The organism is Acinetobacter sp. ANC_7513, assembly GCF_056779915.1.
This window is the reverse complement of the sequence record NZ_JBWYIW010000008.1, coordinates 22338-39220: the sequence shown is the minus strand read 5'-3', so window position 1 is coordinate 39220 and position 16883 is coordinate 22338. Positions and strand designations below refer to the sequence as shown.

Genomic DNA, 16883 nt, shown 5'->3' with positions numbered 1-16883 from the left:
AAATTTATGAGGGTCTTTGGGCGTTGGTATCAGTTGAATCAAGCATTTGTGTGGTTGGATCTGTTACTGCATCATCAATAGATGGTGTATTGAGTCTGTTGTTTTCAGTAGCTTTTGAATTTGCAAAAACAAAGCGGTAAGCGCTTGCTAAAAAACCCACGGTGATACCCGCAATCACTATTGGGGCGAATAATTTATTAAATTTCTTACTCATAATTTTTACTCTTTTTCATGAGGATCAGCCAAACCATGCTGACTGATCCCGACACAAATTTACATGTTATTTAGGGTCATTTTTTGATGGTGTATTTTGATCCGACTCTCCTGTAGATCCATAAGGATTATTCAATGGTTGAGTTGGTGCCTCTACATCAATTTGCGTGGGTGGAATGTCTTCGTCTTGATATTCTTCCGCAACAGTTGAAGCATCCATTTGCTCAGTAAGTGGTGGAGTGACTTGTTCAGGCTGATTTGGTCTTGGCTTATTCGCGTCAGATTTCGCTTTATCGATTAAGTCAGTCAACAATCGCTCTGCAGGTTGGCGACCACCTAGACCAAAAGCAAGCGCAAAAGCGACAGCAACCGCTCCAAGTGTTAATCCAAAGGCTAAGTTTACGATTGAGTCAGCGATTCCCATTGCACGCAAGCCCATTGCCACGACTAAACCAATGATCAGTACTCGGACAAGATTCGCTAACCAATGTGCGCTATTGGTCTCACCACGCTTCACCACATTGGCAACAAGATTTGCTAACCAGAAACCAATGACGAGGATAACTGCACCTAAAAGTACATTCGCTCCGAAATAAATGAACATCGCAATCAAATCACTAATTTGATCGAAGCCCAAACGATTCGCAGCTTCAGACACCGCAAAGAGCATGGTGAAGAATACAATCAAATGACCGACAACTTTTGATATTTTGGTTTGACCCAAAAAGCGTTGCATATCGAGCTTTTGAGGAATGTTATCAATACCTGTCCCAGCGATTACTTCAACCACAAGATTAGATACGAAACGTGAGACCACATAAGCAATGATCAGGATTAAACCTGCTGCGATGATATGCGGAATTGCATTCATAATTTCATACAACATTGCTGTTGCTGGTTGTGAAATCGCGTCTACACCCAAAGCCTCAAACGCAATAATCAGTGAAGTAATGATTACTAAGGCAAATACAAATGATCCTAATAGCTTAGGCAGATTGGAATTTTTAAAAATTCCGATTTTTTCAGCTTGCTGTTGAACATTCAAACTTGAAAGTAGTCCTTCGACAATACCGCGTACAATTTTTGCCAAAATGTAACCAACAAATAAAATCACACCTGCCATAAAGATATTCGGCAAGTATGCAACGGCTTCAGTCACCATATTCTGAACTGGATATAACAAACCATTTAAGCCCAAAATAGACAGCACGATCGGTAAGAACAGCAATAAAATGAGCCAGTAAACAATTTCACTGATATTTTGGCTAAATGAGCTCACACCAACGTCTTGACTGAGCTTTTCATCCAATTGTGTACGACTGAGTAGTCGAGTTAATCCAACTTTGACCAAATTTGCTACGATCCACCCAATAAAACCAACTGCTACTGCAGCCAATAATTGTGGGATAAATAGTAAGAATTGTTGAACCATATTACTAAACGGACCACTCACACTGGTCAGGTTTAAAACGTTGAGTGAACCGATAACAGCAATAATGAGGATCAGCCAGAAAACGACTCTGGAGATGATATTTTCTATATTTGAGCGATGTCCTGTCGCGTTACTCAATTTTTGATTGGTATTTAATTTTGCAAGTACCTTCTTAACCCCTGCGGCAACGATTAAAGCGATGATCCATCCTATGAGTAAAATGGCCACTGCAGCAATAATTGGTTGGAATTGCTCCCAATAATACATTGCATCAAAGCCCCCATTTCGAGTGAAGCCGTTATATTCATCATTCATTGGTTACGCCTCTTCTTATGTTAAGTGTTCTGAATTACGATTGATTTAATTCTTTTCCCTAGATCATTTTTCGATCGCGTCATCACACCATAAATTTCGAATATTTTTTAATCAACTCAAAGCATCATAAATACAACACATTGTTGCAAATCAAGAAAAAACCCAGCCTAAGCTGGGTTTAAACATGAAAAGTGTAGTGGTTTATTGATCGTTTGCGACCGCAGTAACGGTATTATCCACTGCTGAATCTGTTGCCGTTGCTGTATCTGCATTATCTTGAGTTGCAGGAATACTCGTATCAGCAGGAATTTGACCTGGTGTTGGTTCACGATCAGCGAGCATATAGAAAATGAAGGCTGCTAAAAAAATACCAACGATAATCAGAATATACACTGGGATCTTACTTTTCTTCTTTTGATCATTATGGGTCGGATGATTGGATTGATCTACCATGATGCCCCTCTTATGTATTTTGATGATTTTTTATACTAGCAATCTATCATGTTGTTTTGTGTGAAAAAACATTATCAATTCGTACTGATCAAAGCACATGAGCTGTGATGCAAAATAGAGTATAATATGCACCCTCCTCATTTTTATTGTCGATCTGTATGACCTATCGCCGACAAAGTGTCTCTTTAGATTTAGACACAGATGTCACTCATGCCTGTTCTTTGCATCATACCCGTGATGGGCATTTGATTGGAATTATTGAGTTTACGAAACCAAGCTATGTGCTGAAGTGGGGTGACTTAGAGTATTTCCGCCGTCGCACTGAAGAGTTTTCGGTGATGCCCTTTCCTGAATGTGTCAACGGCATGATCATCGACATTCGTAACATCGCTTGCTTCTTAGATAATGAAGTACCCATTATTCCTTGGCGTTTACTCGAAGAAGAATGCCCAATTCGTTTAGTGGTTCCACACGATCGTTTGGAGCATTATGCAGGTTTATTTGAACCGACTTGGCTCACGAGTGATGTAGATACTGCGATTCAAGAGATTCGTGAATTTATGGATATGTTTGTCCATTAAGTATGTCGCATAGTATTCCTATGTAATTTAGAAAAAAAACCTCCGAGATGGAGGTTTTTTGCCATAATTCCCTCACCCAAAGAGAGAGGGTGATTAGGACTTACCAATAGTTCTCTACTGCAATATTTCCTTCACCACGGCGATTCATGGTCAGGCCACGGGCTTTCAGTGCCTCTTTTGTATCTTCAACCATTTGGGGATTCCCACACAGCATGATATGTGACGTTTGCGGATTAAAATCGAGACCAACGGTTTTCTCTAACGCTCTATTTTCGATCAATACTGGCAATCGATCATGCAATGGTGCATTTGGATCACGTGTAATAATTGGCACAAATTTAAATCCTGTATGACCTTCACCAAAGGTATCCGCGACTTCCTGAATTCGGTCTACGTAAGCCAATTCACTTGCTGTTCTCACACTGTAAACCAAATGAATATTTTTATATTTTTGCCATACTTCAAAGTCTTGCAACATAGAAATAAATGGTGCGAGCCCCGTGCCTGTCGCCAATAACCACAGGTCATTTGGCATAGGTAACTGGTAACGTGCTAACGTCAAAAATCCATAAGGAATCTTTTCCAAATAAAGTTCATCACCAACTTTGAGATGTTGTAAATTTGATGTAAAAGCACCATCTGGTACAACAATTGAAAAGAATTCTAAGGTTTCATCAAAAGGCGATGAAACGACAGAATACGCACGTACCACCAAATCATCGCCAACTTTCAAACCAATACGCGCGAACTGCCCTGCGGTAAATTTAAAATGTGCGGGACGCGTCATGGTAAAGCTAAATAAAGTGTTGGTCCAACGATGTACAGAAAGGACTTTTTCTACGCTAAATTTTTCAATTGACATAATTTCTACGTGGCATGACAGACTGCGCTCATGGTAGCATGACAATATAATTTATTAATATTTTTTCACATTAAGGCTTCATTCATGCGCATGACATTACGCCAACTGGCTGTTTTCGTAGCTGTCGCTCAAGAGGGTACGGTAACTAAAGCAAGTGATGCTGTACGACTCACACAAAGTGCTGCAAGTATGGCGTTAGCAGATCTTGAAGATGGTCTCGGTGCACCATTATTTGATCGCTTAGGAAAACGATTACAACTGAATGACTTGGGTCGTTTTTTACTTCCACAGGCGCTTGAAATTTTAGGTCGATGTGAATCATTTGAACAAGCGGCAAAAGGCGAGCTTCAAAGTATTGATCTCCGTATTGGGGCGACTTTGACCATTAGTGATTATTTGATGCCTGATTTAATGGCTGATTTTCTTCAATTACAACCACAAGCACATTTGCAACTTCAAGTGGGCAATACGCGTCAAATGATTGAAGCTGTTAATCAATTCCAACTTGATTTAGCCCTTATTGAAGGTTCATGTCACTTACCTCAATTACAATCGATCCACTGGCGTGATGATGAGCTTGCTGTGTGTTGCTCACCAGACCATCCTTTGGCGAAATTAGACCGCCCTCTGACCATTGAAGACTTTAAACAGGCTGAATGGATTTTACGTGAAGAAGGTTCAGGGACTCGTGAAGTCTTTGACAACGCAATCCTGCAAGACTTACCGAATGCCAATATTCGTTTAACTTTGGGTCATAATGAAGCTATTTTGAAAATTGTTGCTGGTGGTTTAGGCATGTCATGTATTTCAAAATTAGCCATTGAACCATTAAGAGAAAAAGAGCAACTGGTGATTTTAGAAACGCCGTTCTGGCAACTCACACGTCCTTTATTTATGTTAGTACACCGTCAAAAATATCAGGGACCTGGTTTAAAAGCCTTTATGAAATTCTGTGATGCTTAATAAAACAAGCTCCTCATTGGAGCTTTTTTTATTTCTCAGCTTCTTTCTTTTGTTCTTTGATAATGTGTTCTTGTTCTACCGCATAAATTTTTGCTTTTGCGTCTTGCTCTTCTCTGTATTGCTCATATTTTTGAAATCCCCAAACACCCAGATTAATGAACACTAAAATAGGGACAATACTTGCAAATATCCATGGATTAAATTGCTTGTTTGGATCTTTTATCTTCTTGGCTTTTTTCTTTGATTTTTTATCAGCTCCGAATTCATCAACACGCGAACTCGTAATGAATTTTTGCGCATTAAATTTTAATTGAAAATGCGTTTTAACATCAGGGAGTTCTTTACGTACAACTTTTGGTGGGCGCCCTTTTGCATGGGTTGGCTCGGGTAGATGATCATCTACGTTCTCTTCAGGCGCACTCTCATTCAAAGGTTGAACTTTCGTAAGTGGTACGACAGCTGACTCATCTAAGACTGGCACACGGCGACTTGGCTTTGATTCGAGCATTTCTTTAATTTGCTCTTCCTCAAGAGGTTCACCTAAGGAAATTTTAGATACTGGATCTGAAACTTGATCTGCATGATGTTCAGCACCAGAACCATCCAACACGATTGATTCTTTACTCAGTGTATTAAAATTTAGTTCAAAATCTTGGATTTGTGTTTGTGAGTCAAGCGTACTTTCCTGATCTGCAAGACGCTTTTCGATCAGCTCATCTAGCTCTTGTTCAAACTTCTTAGACTCACCTTCTAAATCTTCGTGCGCACGATAAAAAAGTTGATTCAAGGGTTGTTCGACGCGTGCATGTTTATTGTCTAACCGCACGATAAATTTTGCATGACGTTGGTCGTCTTTATCGACCACGATACATTTCACACGCTCACCAATTTGAGGCGCGATACTGGAATTTGCCATGTCATTCAATACGAAATGTACATCAAAATCATGATCATTGATTTTGATAATTCCTGCTTTCAATGCAGGGTCGTACGAATGTAAAACACCCCTGTAAAACATGTTATTTCCCCAGCATAAAAAAGATTGATTCTTAGTAATTAGTTTTTTAAATTTATCGTTGAATCAAAATCTTAATAAAAAAGGAGGCCTTAGCCTCCTCTATAATTTAATCAAATTTTAATCTTTTTGTACAGAACCAAAAATTTTATCGCCAGCATCCCCAAGACCCGGAACGATATAACCATTCTCGTTTAAACCGTTGTCTACAGCTGCGGTAAAAATGACAACATCAGGATGTGCTTCTTCCACACGTTTAATGCCTTCTGGTGCTGCAACCAAAACCATCACTCGGATATCTTTACAACCACTCGCTTTAAGGACATCAATAGCAGCAACCAATGATGATCCAGTCGCAAGCATTGGATCAATAATCATCGCTATACGGTTTTGTACGTCAGGTACCAATTTCTTATAGTATGTACGTGCTTCTAATGTTTCCTCATCACGCTCTAAACCAAGAACAGAAACTTTTGCACTTGGAATAAGATTTAAGAAACCATCAAGCATACCAATGCCAGCACGTAAAATTGGTACAACAGTAATTTTTTTACCTGCAATACGCTGTGTTGTCACCGGGCCATTCCAGCCATTAATTTCGTGATCTACAACAGGTAAATCTTTGGTTGCTTCGTAAGTCAGTAACATTGTGACTTCTTGCGCTAACTCACGGAAGTTCTTCGTGCTGATATCTGCACGGCGTAATAAACCTAATTTATGACGAATGAGCGGATGACGAATTTCTTGGATTGGCACGGGAGAACACCTGAAGCATAAATGTAAATTCTGTCTATTATAAATGTTTTTAATATAAGAAATAAGAAAAGCCCTCAATGAATGAGGGCTTTTTTTGTTAACAACAATAGTTTTTTTAGATTAATCGATCAACTATTGAAGAACGATATGTAATGGCGCGATCAATTGTGCTTGATTTGCCATCGCAATGACTGGATCTGGATATACACCGATTACAAGCACTGCAAGCGCAGCAAGCAATACCATAATACCACCCACTTTTTGACCCCAATGTTTATCAGCATCAATACGTGGAGTGTCTGGTGGCGTCATATACATGACGATCATGACACGTAGGTAATAGTATAGACCAATACCAGAACCCACAATGATCATCGCAGCGAAGAACCAATGTGCTTCAGACACAACTGTCATGATCAGCATGAATTTACCGATGAAGCCTGCAGTTAACGGAATACCTGCAAGAGATAGCATCATCACAGTCAGTGTTGCCGTCAATACTGGACGACGCCAGAATAGACCACGGTAGTCTGCAAGTGATTCTGCTTCGTCATTGTTGTTGTATGGGCTAGACATCAACGCTACAGCACCAAACGCACCAATCGTCGTTAATACATACGTTAATACATATAAACTTACTGACGTTAAGCTTAAGAAAGATGTCGTAACAACAGCAAGGAATAAGTAACCAAAATGCGCAATTGACGAGTATGCCAAAATACGTTTTAAGTTCACTTGTTTCACTGCAAGCATGTTACCAATCAAGATTGATAACACTGCAATGACGATCAAAATCGTTTTGATCGATTCGATACCAATTACACCTGAAGACAGTAAGTAACGTACGAATAAACCAATCATTGCAACTTTAGCTACAGTAGCAAGGAATGTTGCAATTGGTGCTGGAGCACCTGCATACACATCTGGCGTCCATTTATGGAATGGCGCTAAAGACAATTTAAATGCAACAGCTGCGATGATTAAACCAAGACCTAAGATTCCAAATACAGTGGTAAGTTTCTCACCAAATTGAGGAATATAAGATTGCAGCGCCATCATCAATTGAGGATCTTGAGACTTAGTTAACGCCCAGAACATATCATCCACTTGACCCGCAAATGATAATGAACCTAGAACTGAGTAAACATAAGCCATACCCATCAACAACATTGCAGAAGCAGTTGCTGAAAGTACAAGATATTTAATACCCGCTTCGAGTGACTTACCGCGCTGGTAGGTATAAGCAATCAGACCGTACACTGGAATCGACATTAACTCTAAGCTAATGAAGAATGATGCAAAGTGTGAACTTGTTACCATTAACATTGCCCCTGAAACAGAGATCAACATTAATAGATAAAGTTCTTCACGATTATCTTTATAGGTTTCGATATATGCATGTGACAGTGTGCAACAAGCCAATGCAGCAATCAAAATAATCACTTGATAGAACAGACCAAAAGCATCAACCATAAATAGGTTCATGACATTTGGTGAGATCTGAGAACCTGTAAACAACGTGAATAGAATATTCAACAATGCAAGGTTAAGACCGATAACAGATACTGTCGCAATCAAATTATGATTACGTTTGATTGCAGTCAAAATCATTACGATGATTGCTGTTAAAGCAACAATCATCACAGGAGCTAATGGCATTAGCTCAGAAAATGATAGTGTGAAGTTCATGACTTATTGCATCTCCACATTTTCGAGTTGAGTTGTGGCTTGTTCAACCACTTCAACTACTTCTTGTACTGGAATGTAGCTATTCGCAATCCAAGCCAAACTTGATTCTGAAATATCAAGGAAGCTTTGTGGATACAAACCAAGCCATAACAGACCGAACGCACAAATTAACAAAATACCAAGCTCACGCGCATTAAGATCTTTTAATGGGTTCGCATAGTGTTGTTTTTGCTCTTCGTTTGGCACACCAAATAACGCTTTATGAATCAGGATTAAACCATATAGACCCGCAAATACTAAGCTGATCGCAGCAATAATCGTGAATGTAGGGAATTGAGCAAATGCACCCATCAAGATGAGGAACTCACCAATGAAGTTACCTAAGCCAGGGATACCTACAAGCGCAGCAATAAAGAACATCAAGAAGAATGGTAAATACTGGAATTGACCACGAATACCACCCATCAAGCGTAAATCACGTGTGTGAAGACGCTCATACACTTGACCACACATAATGAATAATGCTGCTGACGATAAACCGTGAGCCAACATCATGACCATCAGACCTTGGAAGGTCAGGATGTTACCTGCGTAGATTGCAAGTAAAACAAAGCCCATGTGTGAAATCGACGTATACGCCAACAAACGTTTCATATCGGTTTGCTGGAAAGCACACCAAGCACCGTAGAAGATACCAATTAAACCGAAAATGATTGCTACATCAGCAAACTGCGCTGAAGCTACTGGGAAGAATGGAATGACGAAACGAAGTAAACCGTAAGCCGCTGTCTTAATTAAGATACCCGCAAGGTCTACAGAACCTGCTGTAGGTGCTTGTGCGTGCGCGTCTGGTAACCAACCATGCAAGGGGAAAACAGGAAGTTTGACTGCAAAACCAATAAACAAACAAATCATAAATGCAAAGGCAATTGATGACGTTTGTGGGTTAGCATCCAATGTATTCGCAACAGCGAGTAAATGGTTATAACTGAAGCTGATTGTATCTGTCATCATGAAACCGTAGATCACAAGACCTAAGATACCAATCAACATGATCAGACCAGCCACCTGCGTGTAAATAAAGAATTTAGTCGCAGCGTAAACACGAGATTTACCAGAAGCACCTTTGTGGCCCCAGAGTGCAATCAAGAAGTAGATTGGAACGAGCATCATCTCCCAGAAGAAGAAGAACAAGAACAAATCAACAGCCAAGAATACACCGATCACGCCACCTAAAGACCATAAAAGGTTTAAGTGGAAGAAACCAACGTTCTTCTGAATTTCACCCCAAGAACAGCCAACCGCCAATACACCTAGTAAAGCAGTTAAACCGACCATGAGAAGTGAAAGACCATCCACCGCTAAGTGGATGTTAATGCCAAGGGTTTGAATCCAAGGTACATAGAACTCTGCAGACCAAGTCGGTACAGTTTCACCAATTTGGTAGCTGTAGGTACCTGATTGCCATAAAGCAACGGTCATGCCCAAAGTAATGAGCATACCCACAAGTGCAATATAACGTGGTAGGTGTTGATCTAATTTATCAACGACCCAACAAATAAAACCAGCAATGAACGGAATGAGGATCAGCGCGGGTAAATACCAGTTATTGATGTTTTCCATCTTATTTCCCCACGATCTGAGTCACGATCAGAATCATGATAATCACCACGATACCGAACGCCATGCTCGATGCGTACTCACGCAAAGAACCTGTTTGACGTGAACTAGTGAAGCTATGACCACCTTTAACAATCGCTGGCAATACAAGCCATACGCCATCAATCGGGTCACGACCAATCATTTTTGCAATAAATAAGTAAGGTTTTACAAACACGAGGTCATATAACGCATCGAAACCAAGCGCATTACGACAGATATTTGCAAGTCCAGCACCCAATGAAGTGCGAGCAAAACCTTGAACTGCTTTATAAGCAAAAGCAAATAAGACAACACCAACCGCTAAACCAGCAAGTGCGATTGCAATAGCGACATATTCTGCACCATGCGCACCAGCTTCTAGCGCTTCAGGAATAACAAATGCAGGGATTTGTGCTGCATCAAGAATACTCATGACTGGCGCTTTAAGTACGATTGCCAAACCTGTAGAAAGGACAGCGAGAATCGCTAAAGGAGCCCAGTAAGTTGCACCTTTGATTTCGTGATAAGGCGTTTTCTCTTCGCCAAAGAACACAATCCAAATTAAACGGAAAGTATAGATTGATGTTAAGAATGCACCAGCAACACCGACCCAATACAATGTATTGAATACAGGTAAGCCTGCGATATGGCTTTGTGTCCACACAGCCGCCAAGATTGCGTCTTTTGAGAAGAAACCAATCGTTAAGAATGGAATCGCTGCTAAGGCACCGCCACCGATCGCGAAACAAGCAAATAAGAATTTATTACGCTTGAACAAACCACCCATTTTGAAAATGTTTTGTTCGTGATGGTATGCAAGAATCACCGCACCTGATGACAAGAACAACAACGCTTTGAAAAATGCGTGAGTCAACATGTGGAACAAGCCTGCTTGGTATGCTTCAGCACCTACAGCCATAAACATATAACCGAGCTGACTCATTGTAGAGTAAGCAAGAATACGTTTGATGTCTGTTTGAACCAGTGCAGCAAAACCTGCAACTAATAATGTTACCGCACCTGTGATTGAGATAAACACCATGACTTCTGGTGCCATTTCAAATACAGAGAACATACGGCAGCATAGGTAAACACCTGCTGTTACCATTGTTGCAGCATGGATTAATGCAGATACTGGTGTAGGACCCGCCATCGCGTCTGCTAACCATGTTTGTAATGGGATTTGCGCAGATTTACCTGCAGCACCCAAGAACAACATTAATGCAGTCCAAATGGTTAACGATGAGCTTTGTGTCATTACCACAGGCGCAGCAGCAACGATTTCAGCAATATTCAATGTTCCAAATTGTTGGAAAATTAAGAACAATGCGATGAGTAAAAAAACGTCACCTATACGTGTCACGGTGAATGCTTTAATTGCAGCAGCACCATTTGCTGGATTTTGGTAGTAATAACCAATCAGCAAGTATGAGCACAGACCAACACCTTCCCAACCTAAGAATAACAACGCAAGGTTATCACCCAACACAAGCAATAACATGCTTGCTACGAATAAGTTGAAGTAAGAAAAGAAACGTGCAAAATCTTCTTCACCACGCATATACCATGATGCAAAGATATGAATTAAGAAACCCACACCCGTAATCATGCCAAGCATAAGTAAAGATAAACCATCTAAGTGCAAGCTAATGCCTGGTTCAAAACCACCCACACTGAACCAAGTCCAAAGGTGAGTCACTTGAGATGTTTCACCGCTGTTGATGAAATTCATACCAGCCAATAATGCACATAGTGCAGAAAGACCAACTGAACCCACACCAATAATGGCAGCTACAATTTCAGGAAGCTTATTACGCCCTGCCGCTAAAAGGATAAAACCAATGAGCGGAAATAATATGGTTAATGCTAATAAACTCATCCGCGCATCTCACTAGCAGCATCTACATCCAAATGATGGAAGCGATGATAGAACTGAAGGACGATCGCAAGCCCGATACACGCCTCTGCCGCAGCAAGCGTTAAGATCAAGATAAACATGATCTGACCATCTGGTTGCACCCATGCACTACCAGCGAGGACGAATGCAAGCGCTGCTGCATTCATCATGATCTCAAGGCTCATTAACATAAATAGAAGGTTGCGTCGCACCATTACACCGTAGAAACCGAGTGCAAAAAGAATGGTTGCAACAATCAAACCATGCTCTAAAGGGATATTACCCATTATTCTTTTTCCTCTTCTGCACTTGGTTCACGTTTGCCTAAGTGGAATGCAGCGACTAACGCAGCAAGCAATAACATTGCGGCAACTTCAACCAATAATAAATATTGTGTAAAGAGTGCTTGACCAACTTCTTTAGGGCCTACAACTTCTGTACCCATTAAAGGACCAGAAATGCTGTGCTCTGAAGTCATTGTCCAAACTAAAACCAGACCCATTAAAAAGCTCATCAATGCAGGGTAAGCCCAAGCATCAGATGTTAACCATTTACGTTCTTGATCAACAGTTTGAGAACCAAGGTTCAACATCATCACAACGAAGACGAAAAGAACCATAATTGCACCAGCGTAAACAATAATCTCAAGTGCACCTGCAAATGGTGCACCAACGATCATGAACATACCAGCAACTGCAAGTAACGAAACGATTAAGCTTAAAAGTGCGTGTACTGGATTCGCATTAGTCACAACACGAACCGTAGAAACGATGGCCACAAGTGCCATCAAATAAAATGGCCACATCATGGTAATAAGCTCCGTACATCGACAGGTGCGCTTTCACGCTGAGCCTGACCTTTGTCTTTACCAGCTACAGCCATACCAGTTACACGGTAGAAGTTATAGTCTGGATATTTACCAGGACCAGAAATGAGCAAGTTTTCTTTCTCATAAACTAAGTCTTGACGAACGTATTCACTGAGTTCGAAATCAGGTGTCATCTGAATAGCAGTTGTAGGACATGCTTCTTCACACATACCGCAGAAAATACAACGAGAGAAGTTGATACGGAAAAATTCCGGATACCAACGACCATCTTCTTTTTCAGCTTTCTGTAATGAAATACAGCCAACAGGGCAAGCTACAGCACACAAGTTACAAGCTACACAACGCTCTTCACCATCTGGGTCACGTGTCAATACGATACGGCCACGGAATCGTGGTGGAACGATTTCTTCAGCTTTAACTTCAGGGTATAAAATAGTGTCACGTTTACGTGTTGCGTGGCTAAATACCATCCACAACGAACGTACAATTGACCCAAACCCAGCTAGAATTTTATACATAATGTTCTCCCTGCTGTCCTAGGCCTGATTCATCAGAATCACAGCACCAGTCACCAACAAGTTGACCAACGCTAAAGGCAAACAAATCTTCCAACCAAAGTTCATCACTTGGTCATAACGTGGACGCATTAATGAACCACGTGCCAAGACAAACATCATCACAAAGAATGCTGTTTTAATCATGAACCAAAATGCTGGAGGTAGGAAATCTAGACCAAATGGTGCTAACCAACCACCGAAGAATAAGGTTACGATCAAAGCTGAGATCAGGACAACGTTGACGTATTCCGCAACGAAGAACATCCCCCATTTCATACCACCATATTCGACATGGTAACCTTCCGCCAATTCTTGTTCCGCTTCTGGTTGGTCAAATGGGTGACGATGCGTTACCGCAACACCTGCAACCACGAAGATGAGGAAACCTAAGAATTGTGGAATGACAAACCATACATCTTTTTGAGCTTCTACGATTTCACGCATGTTGAATGAGCCTGCAATTGCAACCACACCCATCAAGGAAATACCTAAAAAGACCTCATAAGAGATCGTTTGAGCTGCTGAACGAAGACCACCGAGTAATGCATATTTATTGTTTGATGACCAACCACCAAATAAAACTGCATACACTGCAATACCCGCCATTGCCATAAAGAACAATAGACCGATACTCATGTCTGCAACACCTAAATAAGGTGATACAGGGATAACCATGAACGATAACACCGCAGTTGCCATTGCAACTGCTGGAGCTAAACGGAAAGTCAATTTATCTGCAAACTTTGGTGTCCAGTCTTCTTTGAACATGATTTTCAGCATGTCGGCAACAATCTGGAACATCCCCCCAGGACCTACACGGTTTGGACCGTAACGGTCTTGCCATAAGCCAAGTAAACGACGCTCAATGAAAGACATCAACGCAGCAATCAAAACTACAACGAGCAAGATCACAATCGCTTGAACTACAGAGTAGGCAATTGGCCAGTTCTCAGCCCAAAGCGGCGTTTGACGGATTAATTCTTGTTCCATGAATTATGCTCCTACCGCGACTGATACAGGCTCAGCTAACGATACCGTTGGCGCGAGACCAATTGGGTAACCAATATAACCTGTAGGTAAATATTCAATGACTTGAACAGGAAGAACGATCGAAGCCTCACCTGCTTTCACAGTAATGTTTTGGCCGTCTTTCACATTCAAGCGCGCTGCATCTTGCTCACCCACTGCAAATACCGCTTCTGGAATACGAGACTCCATTGCAGGTGTTTTCACTGTGAATTCACCAGAACCAAAAATATGATGCATTGGAACAAGGCGGAAACTCTCAGCATTTACAAGAACTGGTGCTGGTGCAACGTATGTGCGTGCTGGTAATTTCGCAAGGCGATCAAATAAACGAATACCTGAATCACCACCTTTTAAAGAACCGCCCACTGATTCTTGGAACTTATTCCAAGCTTGTGGCGAGTTCCAACCTGCTGACCATGCAAATGGAACTAACGCTGACGGCGTTTGGTTCCCGACATAACCTTCCATAGAGAATGTTAATGCAGAGTCTTGATCAGTTGGTTGTTTAGGCTCATGGACAGATAACGGCGCACGAAGTGAAGTACGACCAGAGTAACGACGTGGTTCACGTGCCACTTTAAGACCATGGACACGGAATCCTGCATCTGGTGCTACATCTTGAATCGCTTCAAGCGCAGGTACATTCTTGGCAACTGATTCGATGACATCATCAAGCACAGTCCAAGAAATTGCTTTGCCTTTCACGCCAGTTTCAATGGCATGTAACCAACGCCAAGATTCTTTGATCGCAAGTTCTGGTTTGTAGTAACTTGGGTCATATACTTGATAGAAACGTTGTGCACGGCCTTCTTGAGATACCACAGTACCGTCACCTTCAGCAAAGCTCGCTGCAGAAAGAACGATATTCGCTCTTTTCACCGTTTCAGTTTCTGAATGGTCAAGCACGATCACGTCTTTACCAGACAAAGCAGCATCTACTTGCACTGCAGGTAAACGACGATAAAGGTCGTTTTCTACAATCACGACAGTGTCATAGTCTTGTGCAAATGCTTGCTCAAGGCTGTTACCGCCAAAGATTGCTAAGCCCATTGAGTTCACTTCAGGAACAGTCAAAGTTAGACCCGCATTACCCAGATTCTGTGCAACTTGTGCAGCAGCTTCCATAATTGCAGCTTCTTGCAAGCTTGTACCAGAGATAATCAATGGTTTTTTTGCAGCTTTTAAAGTGTCAGCAATGGTTTGAGCAAATGCTTTTGCATCTTCTTCTAAACCGGTAATACTTTCACCTTTAACCGCCGCAGCAACAGCAAAACCTAAACGTGCGATATCATTTGGAGAAGCAACGACTTCACCAGTAGCTACGTCAGATAAACGTGTTTGAGTCGCAGCCAAGATATAAATTGGTGATTTTTCGTCTTGAGCAATACGTTGTACTGGCTCAGCCAACCATTCTTGTGTACGGCGTTCTGCAGCCATTTCTTTGGCTTTGTTTTTCGCAGCTTGACGTACAGACAATGCCATACGTGGTGCAGTTTGAGTTAAATCTTCACCGAGAATTAAGACAGCATCGTAACTTTCAATTTCACGCATACCTGGGTTATATACACCCTCGGTTTGCATAATTGATGCAGCAAGTTCAACCAAGTTTTGCTCTTTTTGAGACATACCTGTTGAATAGTTTGCTTGTCCAACCAATTCACGAAGCGCAAAGTTAGACTCAAGAGATGCACGTGGAGAACCAATACCCAATACTTTTTTGCCTTGGATTTTCTCAATCACGGTGTCTAACGCTGTATCAACTGAAACAGTCTCTACATTGCTACCTGAACGGAATTGCGGTTGACGTGGACGGTCTTCACGGTTCACATAACCCGTACCGAAACGGCCTTTATCGCACAGGAAGTATTGGTTGACTTCACCGTTAAAACGGTTTTCTACACGGCGTAATTCACCATAACGCTCACCCGGAGAGATGTTACAACCTGAAGAACAGCCTTGGCAGACGCTTGGCGCATACTGCATGTCCCATTTACGGTTATAACGTGCAGAGTGTGTTTTGTCTGTGAATACGCCCGTCGGACATACTTCAGTTAAGTTACCCGAGAACTCAGATTCTAAAGTACCTGATTCTGGACGACCAAAATAAACACGTGAAGCGTTTGCATACACACCGAAGTCTGTGCCACCTGCGTAGTCTTTATAGTAACGAACACAACGGTAACATGCGATACAACGGTTCATCTCGTGCGCAATAAACGAACCAAGTTCTTGGTTGTAATGCGTACGTTTCGTGAAACGGTAACGACGACGGTCATGTTGTGTCATCACAGTCATATCTTGAAGGTGACAATGACCACCTTCCTCACAGACTGGACAGTCATGTGGGTGGTTCGTCATCAAGAATTCAACAATAGATGCACGGAAATCTTTTGCTTCTTTGTCTTCAATCGAGATGTAGGTATTGTCAGCTGCAGGTGTCATACATGACATAACTAAACGACCGCGAGTATCTTCTGGATTCGCGTATTGAGTTACAGCACATTGACGGCAAGAACCGACAGAACCTAAGGATGGATGCCAACAAAAGTACGGGATATCAATACCCAAAGACAAGCATGCTTGTAGCAAGTTCTCTGAGCCATTGACTTCATACGATTTGCCATCGACATGAATTGTAGCCATAGTCGAAT

The 16883-nt window shown here is 41.5% G+C and carries 16 protein-coding genes; 2 read left to right on the top strand and 14 right to left on the bottom strand.

Annotation, left to right across the window (positions count from 1 at the left end):
• Positions 1 to 4 precede the first annotated feature (4 nt).
• The 3 genes from AC1M9B_RS09695 to AC1M9B_RS09685 form a co-directional block, all read right to left on the bottom strand.
• Complete coding sequence (locus AC1M9B_RS09695; protein WP_092766956.1) at positions 5 to 214, bottom strand: hypothetical protein; 210 nt, start codon at positions 212 to 214, stop codon at positions 5 to 7.
• Positions 215 to 280: 66 nt separating this feature from the next.
• Complete coding sequence (locus tag AC1M9B_RS09690; RefSeq protein WP_481608993.1) at positions 281 to 1960, bottom strand: mechanosensitive ion channel; 1680 nt, start codon at positions 1958 to 1960, stop codon at positions 281 to 283.
• 201 nt (positions 1961 to 2161) lie between these two features.
• Positions 2162 to 2413 (bottom strand): hypothetical protein, encoded by a 252-nt coding sequence (locus AC1M9B_RS09685; RefSeq protein WP_481596341.1) that lies wholly within the window; start codon positions 2411 to 2413, stop codon positions 2162 to 2164.
• Positions 2414 to 2571: 158 nt separating this feature from the next.
• Here AC1M9B_RS09685 and AC1M9B_RS09680 point away from each other — a divergent pair, with 158 nt between their 5' ends.
• Positions 2572 to 2994: a hypothetical protein gene (locus AC1M9B_RS09680; RefSeq protein ID WP_481591597.1), complete on the top strand. Its 423-nt coding sequence runs from the start codon at positions 2572 to 2574 to the stop codon at positions 2992 to 2994.
• 100 nt (positions 2995 to 3094) lie between these two features.
• On the opposite strand, the gene AC1M9B_RS09675 is transcribed toward AC1M9B_RS09680, so the two are convergent.
• On the bottom strand, positions 3095 to 3856 hold the full coding sequence (locus tag AC1M9B_RS09675) for a ferredoxin--NADP reductase (RefSeq protein WP_481596342.1): 762 nt from the start codon (positions 3854 to 3856) through the stop codon (positions 3095 to 3097).
• A gap of 84 nt (positions 3857 to 3940) precedes the next feature.
• On the opposite strand from AC1M9B_RS09675, the gene gigC reads away from it, so the two are divergent.
• Complete coding sequence (gigC, locus tag AC1M9B_RS09670; RefSeq protein ID WP_180028048.1) at positions 3941 to 4819, top strand: LysR family transcriptional regulator GigC; 879 nt, start codon at positions 3941 to 3943, stop codon at positions 4817 to 4819.
• A 28-nt stretch (positions 4820 to 4847) separates the two neighbouring features.
• Here gigC and AC1M9B_RS09665 read toward each other — a convergent pair whose 3' ends face one another.
• The 10 genes from AC1M9B_RS09665 to nuoG form a co-directional block, all read right to left on the bottom strand.
• Positions 4848 to 5837 (bottom strand): hypothetical protein, encoded by a 990-nt coding sequence (locus tag AC1M9B_RS09665; RefSeq protein ID WP_481591595.1) that lies wholly within the window; start codon positions 5835 to 5837, stop codon positions 4848 to 4850.
• A 117-nt stretch (positions 5838 to 5954) separates the two neighbouring features.
• On the bottom strand, positions 5955 to 6590 hold the full coding sequence (gene upp, locus AC1M9B_RS09660) for a uracil phosphoribosyltransferase (protein ID WP_035267277.1): 636 nt from the start codon (positions 6588 to 6590) through the stop codon (positions 5955 to 5957).
• Between the two features lie 132 nt (positions 6591 to 6722).
• Positions 6723 to 8279: an NADH-quinone oxidoreductase subunit NuoN gene (nuoN, locus tag AC1M9B_RS09655; protein WP_481589068.1), complete on the bottom strand. Its 1557-nt coding sequence runs from the start codon at positions 8277 to 8279 to the stop codon at positions 6723 to 6725.
• Positions 8280 to 8282: 3 nt separating this feature from the next.
• Positions 8283 to 9902, bottom strand: a complete 1620-nt coding sequence (gene nuoM / locus AC1M9B_RS09650) for an NADH-quinone oxidoreductase subunit M (RefSeq protein ID WP_092766950.1) — start codon at positions 9900 to 9902, stop codon at positions 8283 to 8285.
• Between the two features lies 1 nt (position 9903).
• Complete coding sequence (gene nuoL, locus AC1M9B_RS09645) at positions 9904 to 11799, bottom strand: NADH-quinone oxidoreductase subunit L (protein ID WP_092766949.1); 1896 nt, start codon at positions 11797 to 11799, stop codon at positions 9904 to 9906.
• Positions 11796 to 12104 carry an NADH-quinone oxidoreductase subunit NuoK gene (gene nuoK, locus AC1M9B_RS09640; protein WP_004695395.1) on the bottom strand — a complete coding sequence of 103 codons (309 nt, stop codon included), beginning with the start codon at positions 12102 to 12104 and terminating at the stop codon, positions 11796 to 11798. The genes nuoL and nuoK overlap by 4 nt, the downstream gene beginning before the upstream one ends.
• On the bottom strand, positions 12104 to 12622 hold the full coding sequence (gene nuoJ, locus AC1M9B_RS09635) for an NADH-quinone oxidoreductase subunit J (protein ID WP_481609039.1): 519 nt from the start codon (positions 12620 to 12622) through the stop codon (positions 12104 to 12106). Before nuoJ ends, nuoK begins: the two co-directional genes overlap by 1 nt.
• Entirely contained in the window at positions 12622 to 13164 is a 543-nt protein-coding gene (gene nuoI, locus AC1M9B_RS09630; RefSeq protein ID WP_035267267.1) for an NADH-quinone oxidoreductase subunit NuoI, read from the bottom strand. The genes nuoJ and nuoI overlap by 1 nt, the downstream gene beginning before the upstream one ends.
• Positions 13165 to 13182: 18 nt before the next feature.
• Positions 13183 to 14193, bottom strand: coding sequence for an NADH-quinone oxidoreductase subunit NuoH (gene nuoH / locus AC1M9B_RS09625; RefSeq protein WP_035267266.1), 1011 nt, complete (start codon positions 14191 to 14193; stop codon positions 13183 to 13185).
• Between the two features lie 3 nt (positions 14194 to 14196).
• Positions 14197 to 16875 (bottom strand): NADH-quinone oxidoreductase subunit NuoG, encoded by a 2679-nt coding sequence (nuoG, locus tag AC1M9B_RS09620; RefSeq protein WP_035267264.1) that lies wholly within the window; start codon positions 16873 to 16875, stop codon positions 14197 to 14199.
• Positions 16876 to 16883 lie beyond the last annotated feature (8 nt).

What these genes read in the sequence shown, in the direction of transcription:
- AC1M9B_RS09695 (WP_092766956.1), bottom strand. Translation starts at nt 214, where the DNA reads ATGAGTAAGAAATTTAATAAATTATTCGCCCCAATAGTGATTGCGGGT.
- AC1M9B_RS09690 (WP_481608993.1), bottom strand. Translation starts at nt 1,960, where the DNA reads ATGAATGATGAATATAACGGCTTCACTCGAAATGGGGGCTTTGATGCA.
- AC1M9B_RS09685 (WP_481596341.1), bottom strand. Translation starts at nt 2,413, where the DNA reads ATGGTAGATCAATCCAATCATCCGACCCATAATGATCAAAAGAAGAAA.
- AC1M9B_RS09680 (WP_481591597.1), top strand. Translation starts at nt 2,572, where the DNA reads ATGACCTATCGCCGACAAAGTGTCTCTTTAGATTTAGACACAGATGTC.
- AC1M9B_RS09675 (WP_481596342.1), bottom strand. Translation starts at nt 3,856, where the DNA reads ATGTCAATTGAAAAATTTAGCGTAGAAAAAGTCCTTTCTGTACATCGT.
- gigC (WP_180028048.1), top strand. Translation starts at nt 3,941, where the DNA reads ATGCGCATGACATTACGCCAACTGGCTGTTTTCGTAGCTGTCGCTCAA.
- AC1M9B_RS09665 (WP_481591595.1), bottom strand. Translation starts at nt 5,837, where the DNA reads ATGTTTTACAGGGGTGTTTTACATTCGTACGACCCTGCATTGAAAGCA.
- nuoN (WP_481589068.1), bottom strand. Translation starts at nt 8,279, where the DNA reads ATGAACTTCACACTATCATTTTCTGAGCTAATGCCATTAGCTCCTGTG.
- nuoM (WP_092766950.1), bottom strand. Translation starts at nt 9,902, where the DNA reads ATGGAAAACATCAATAACTGGTATTTACCCGCGCTGATCCTCATTCCG.
- nuoL (WP_092766949.1), bottom strand. Translation starts at nt 11,799, where the DNA reads ATGAGTTTATTAGCATTAACCATATTATTTCCGCTCATTGGTTTTATC.
- nuoK (WP_004695395.1), bottom strand. Translation starts at nt 12,104, where the DNA reads ATGGGTAATATCCCTTTAGAGCATGGTTTGATTGTTGCAACCATTCTT.
- nuoJ (WP_481609039.1), bottom strand. Translation starts at nt 12,622, where the DNA reads ATGTGGCCATTTTATTTGATGGCACTTGTGGCCATCGTTTCTACGGTT.
- nuoI (WP_035267267.1), bottom strand. Translation starts at nt 13,164, where the DNA reads ATGTATAAAATTCTAGCTGGGTTTGGGTCAATTGTACGTTCGTTGTGG.
- nuoH (WP_035267266.1), bottom strand. Translation starts at nt 14,193, where the DNA reads ATGGAACAAGAATTAATCCGTCAAACGCCGCTTTGGGCTGAGAACTGG.
- nuoG (WP_035267264.1), bottom strand. Translation starts at nt 16,875, where the DNA reads ATGGCTACAATTCATGTCGATGGCAAATCGTATGAAGTCAATGGCTCA.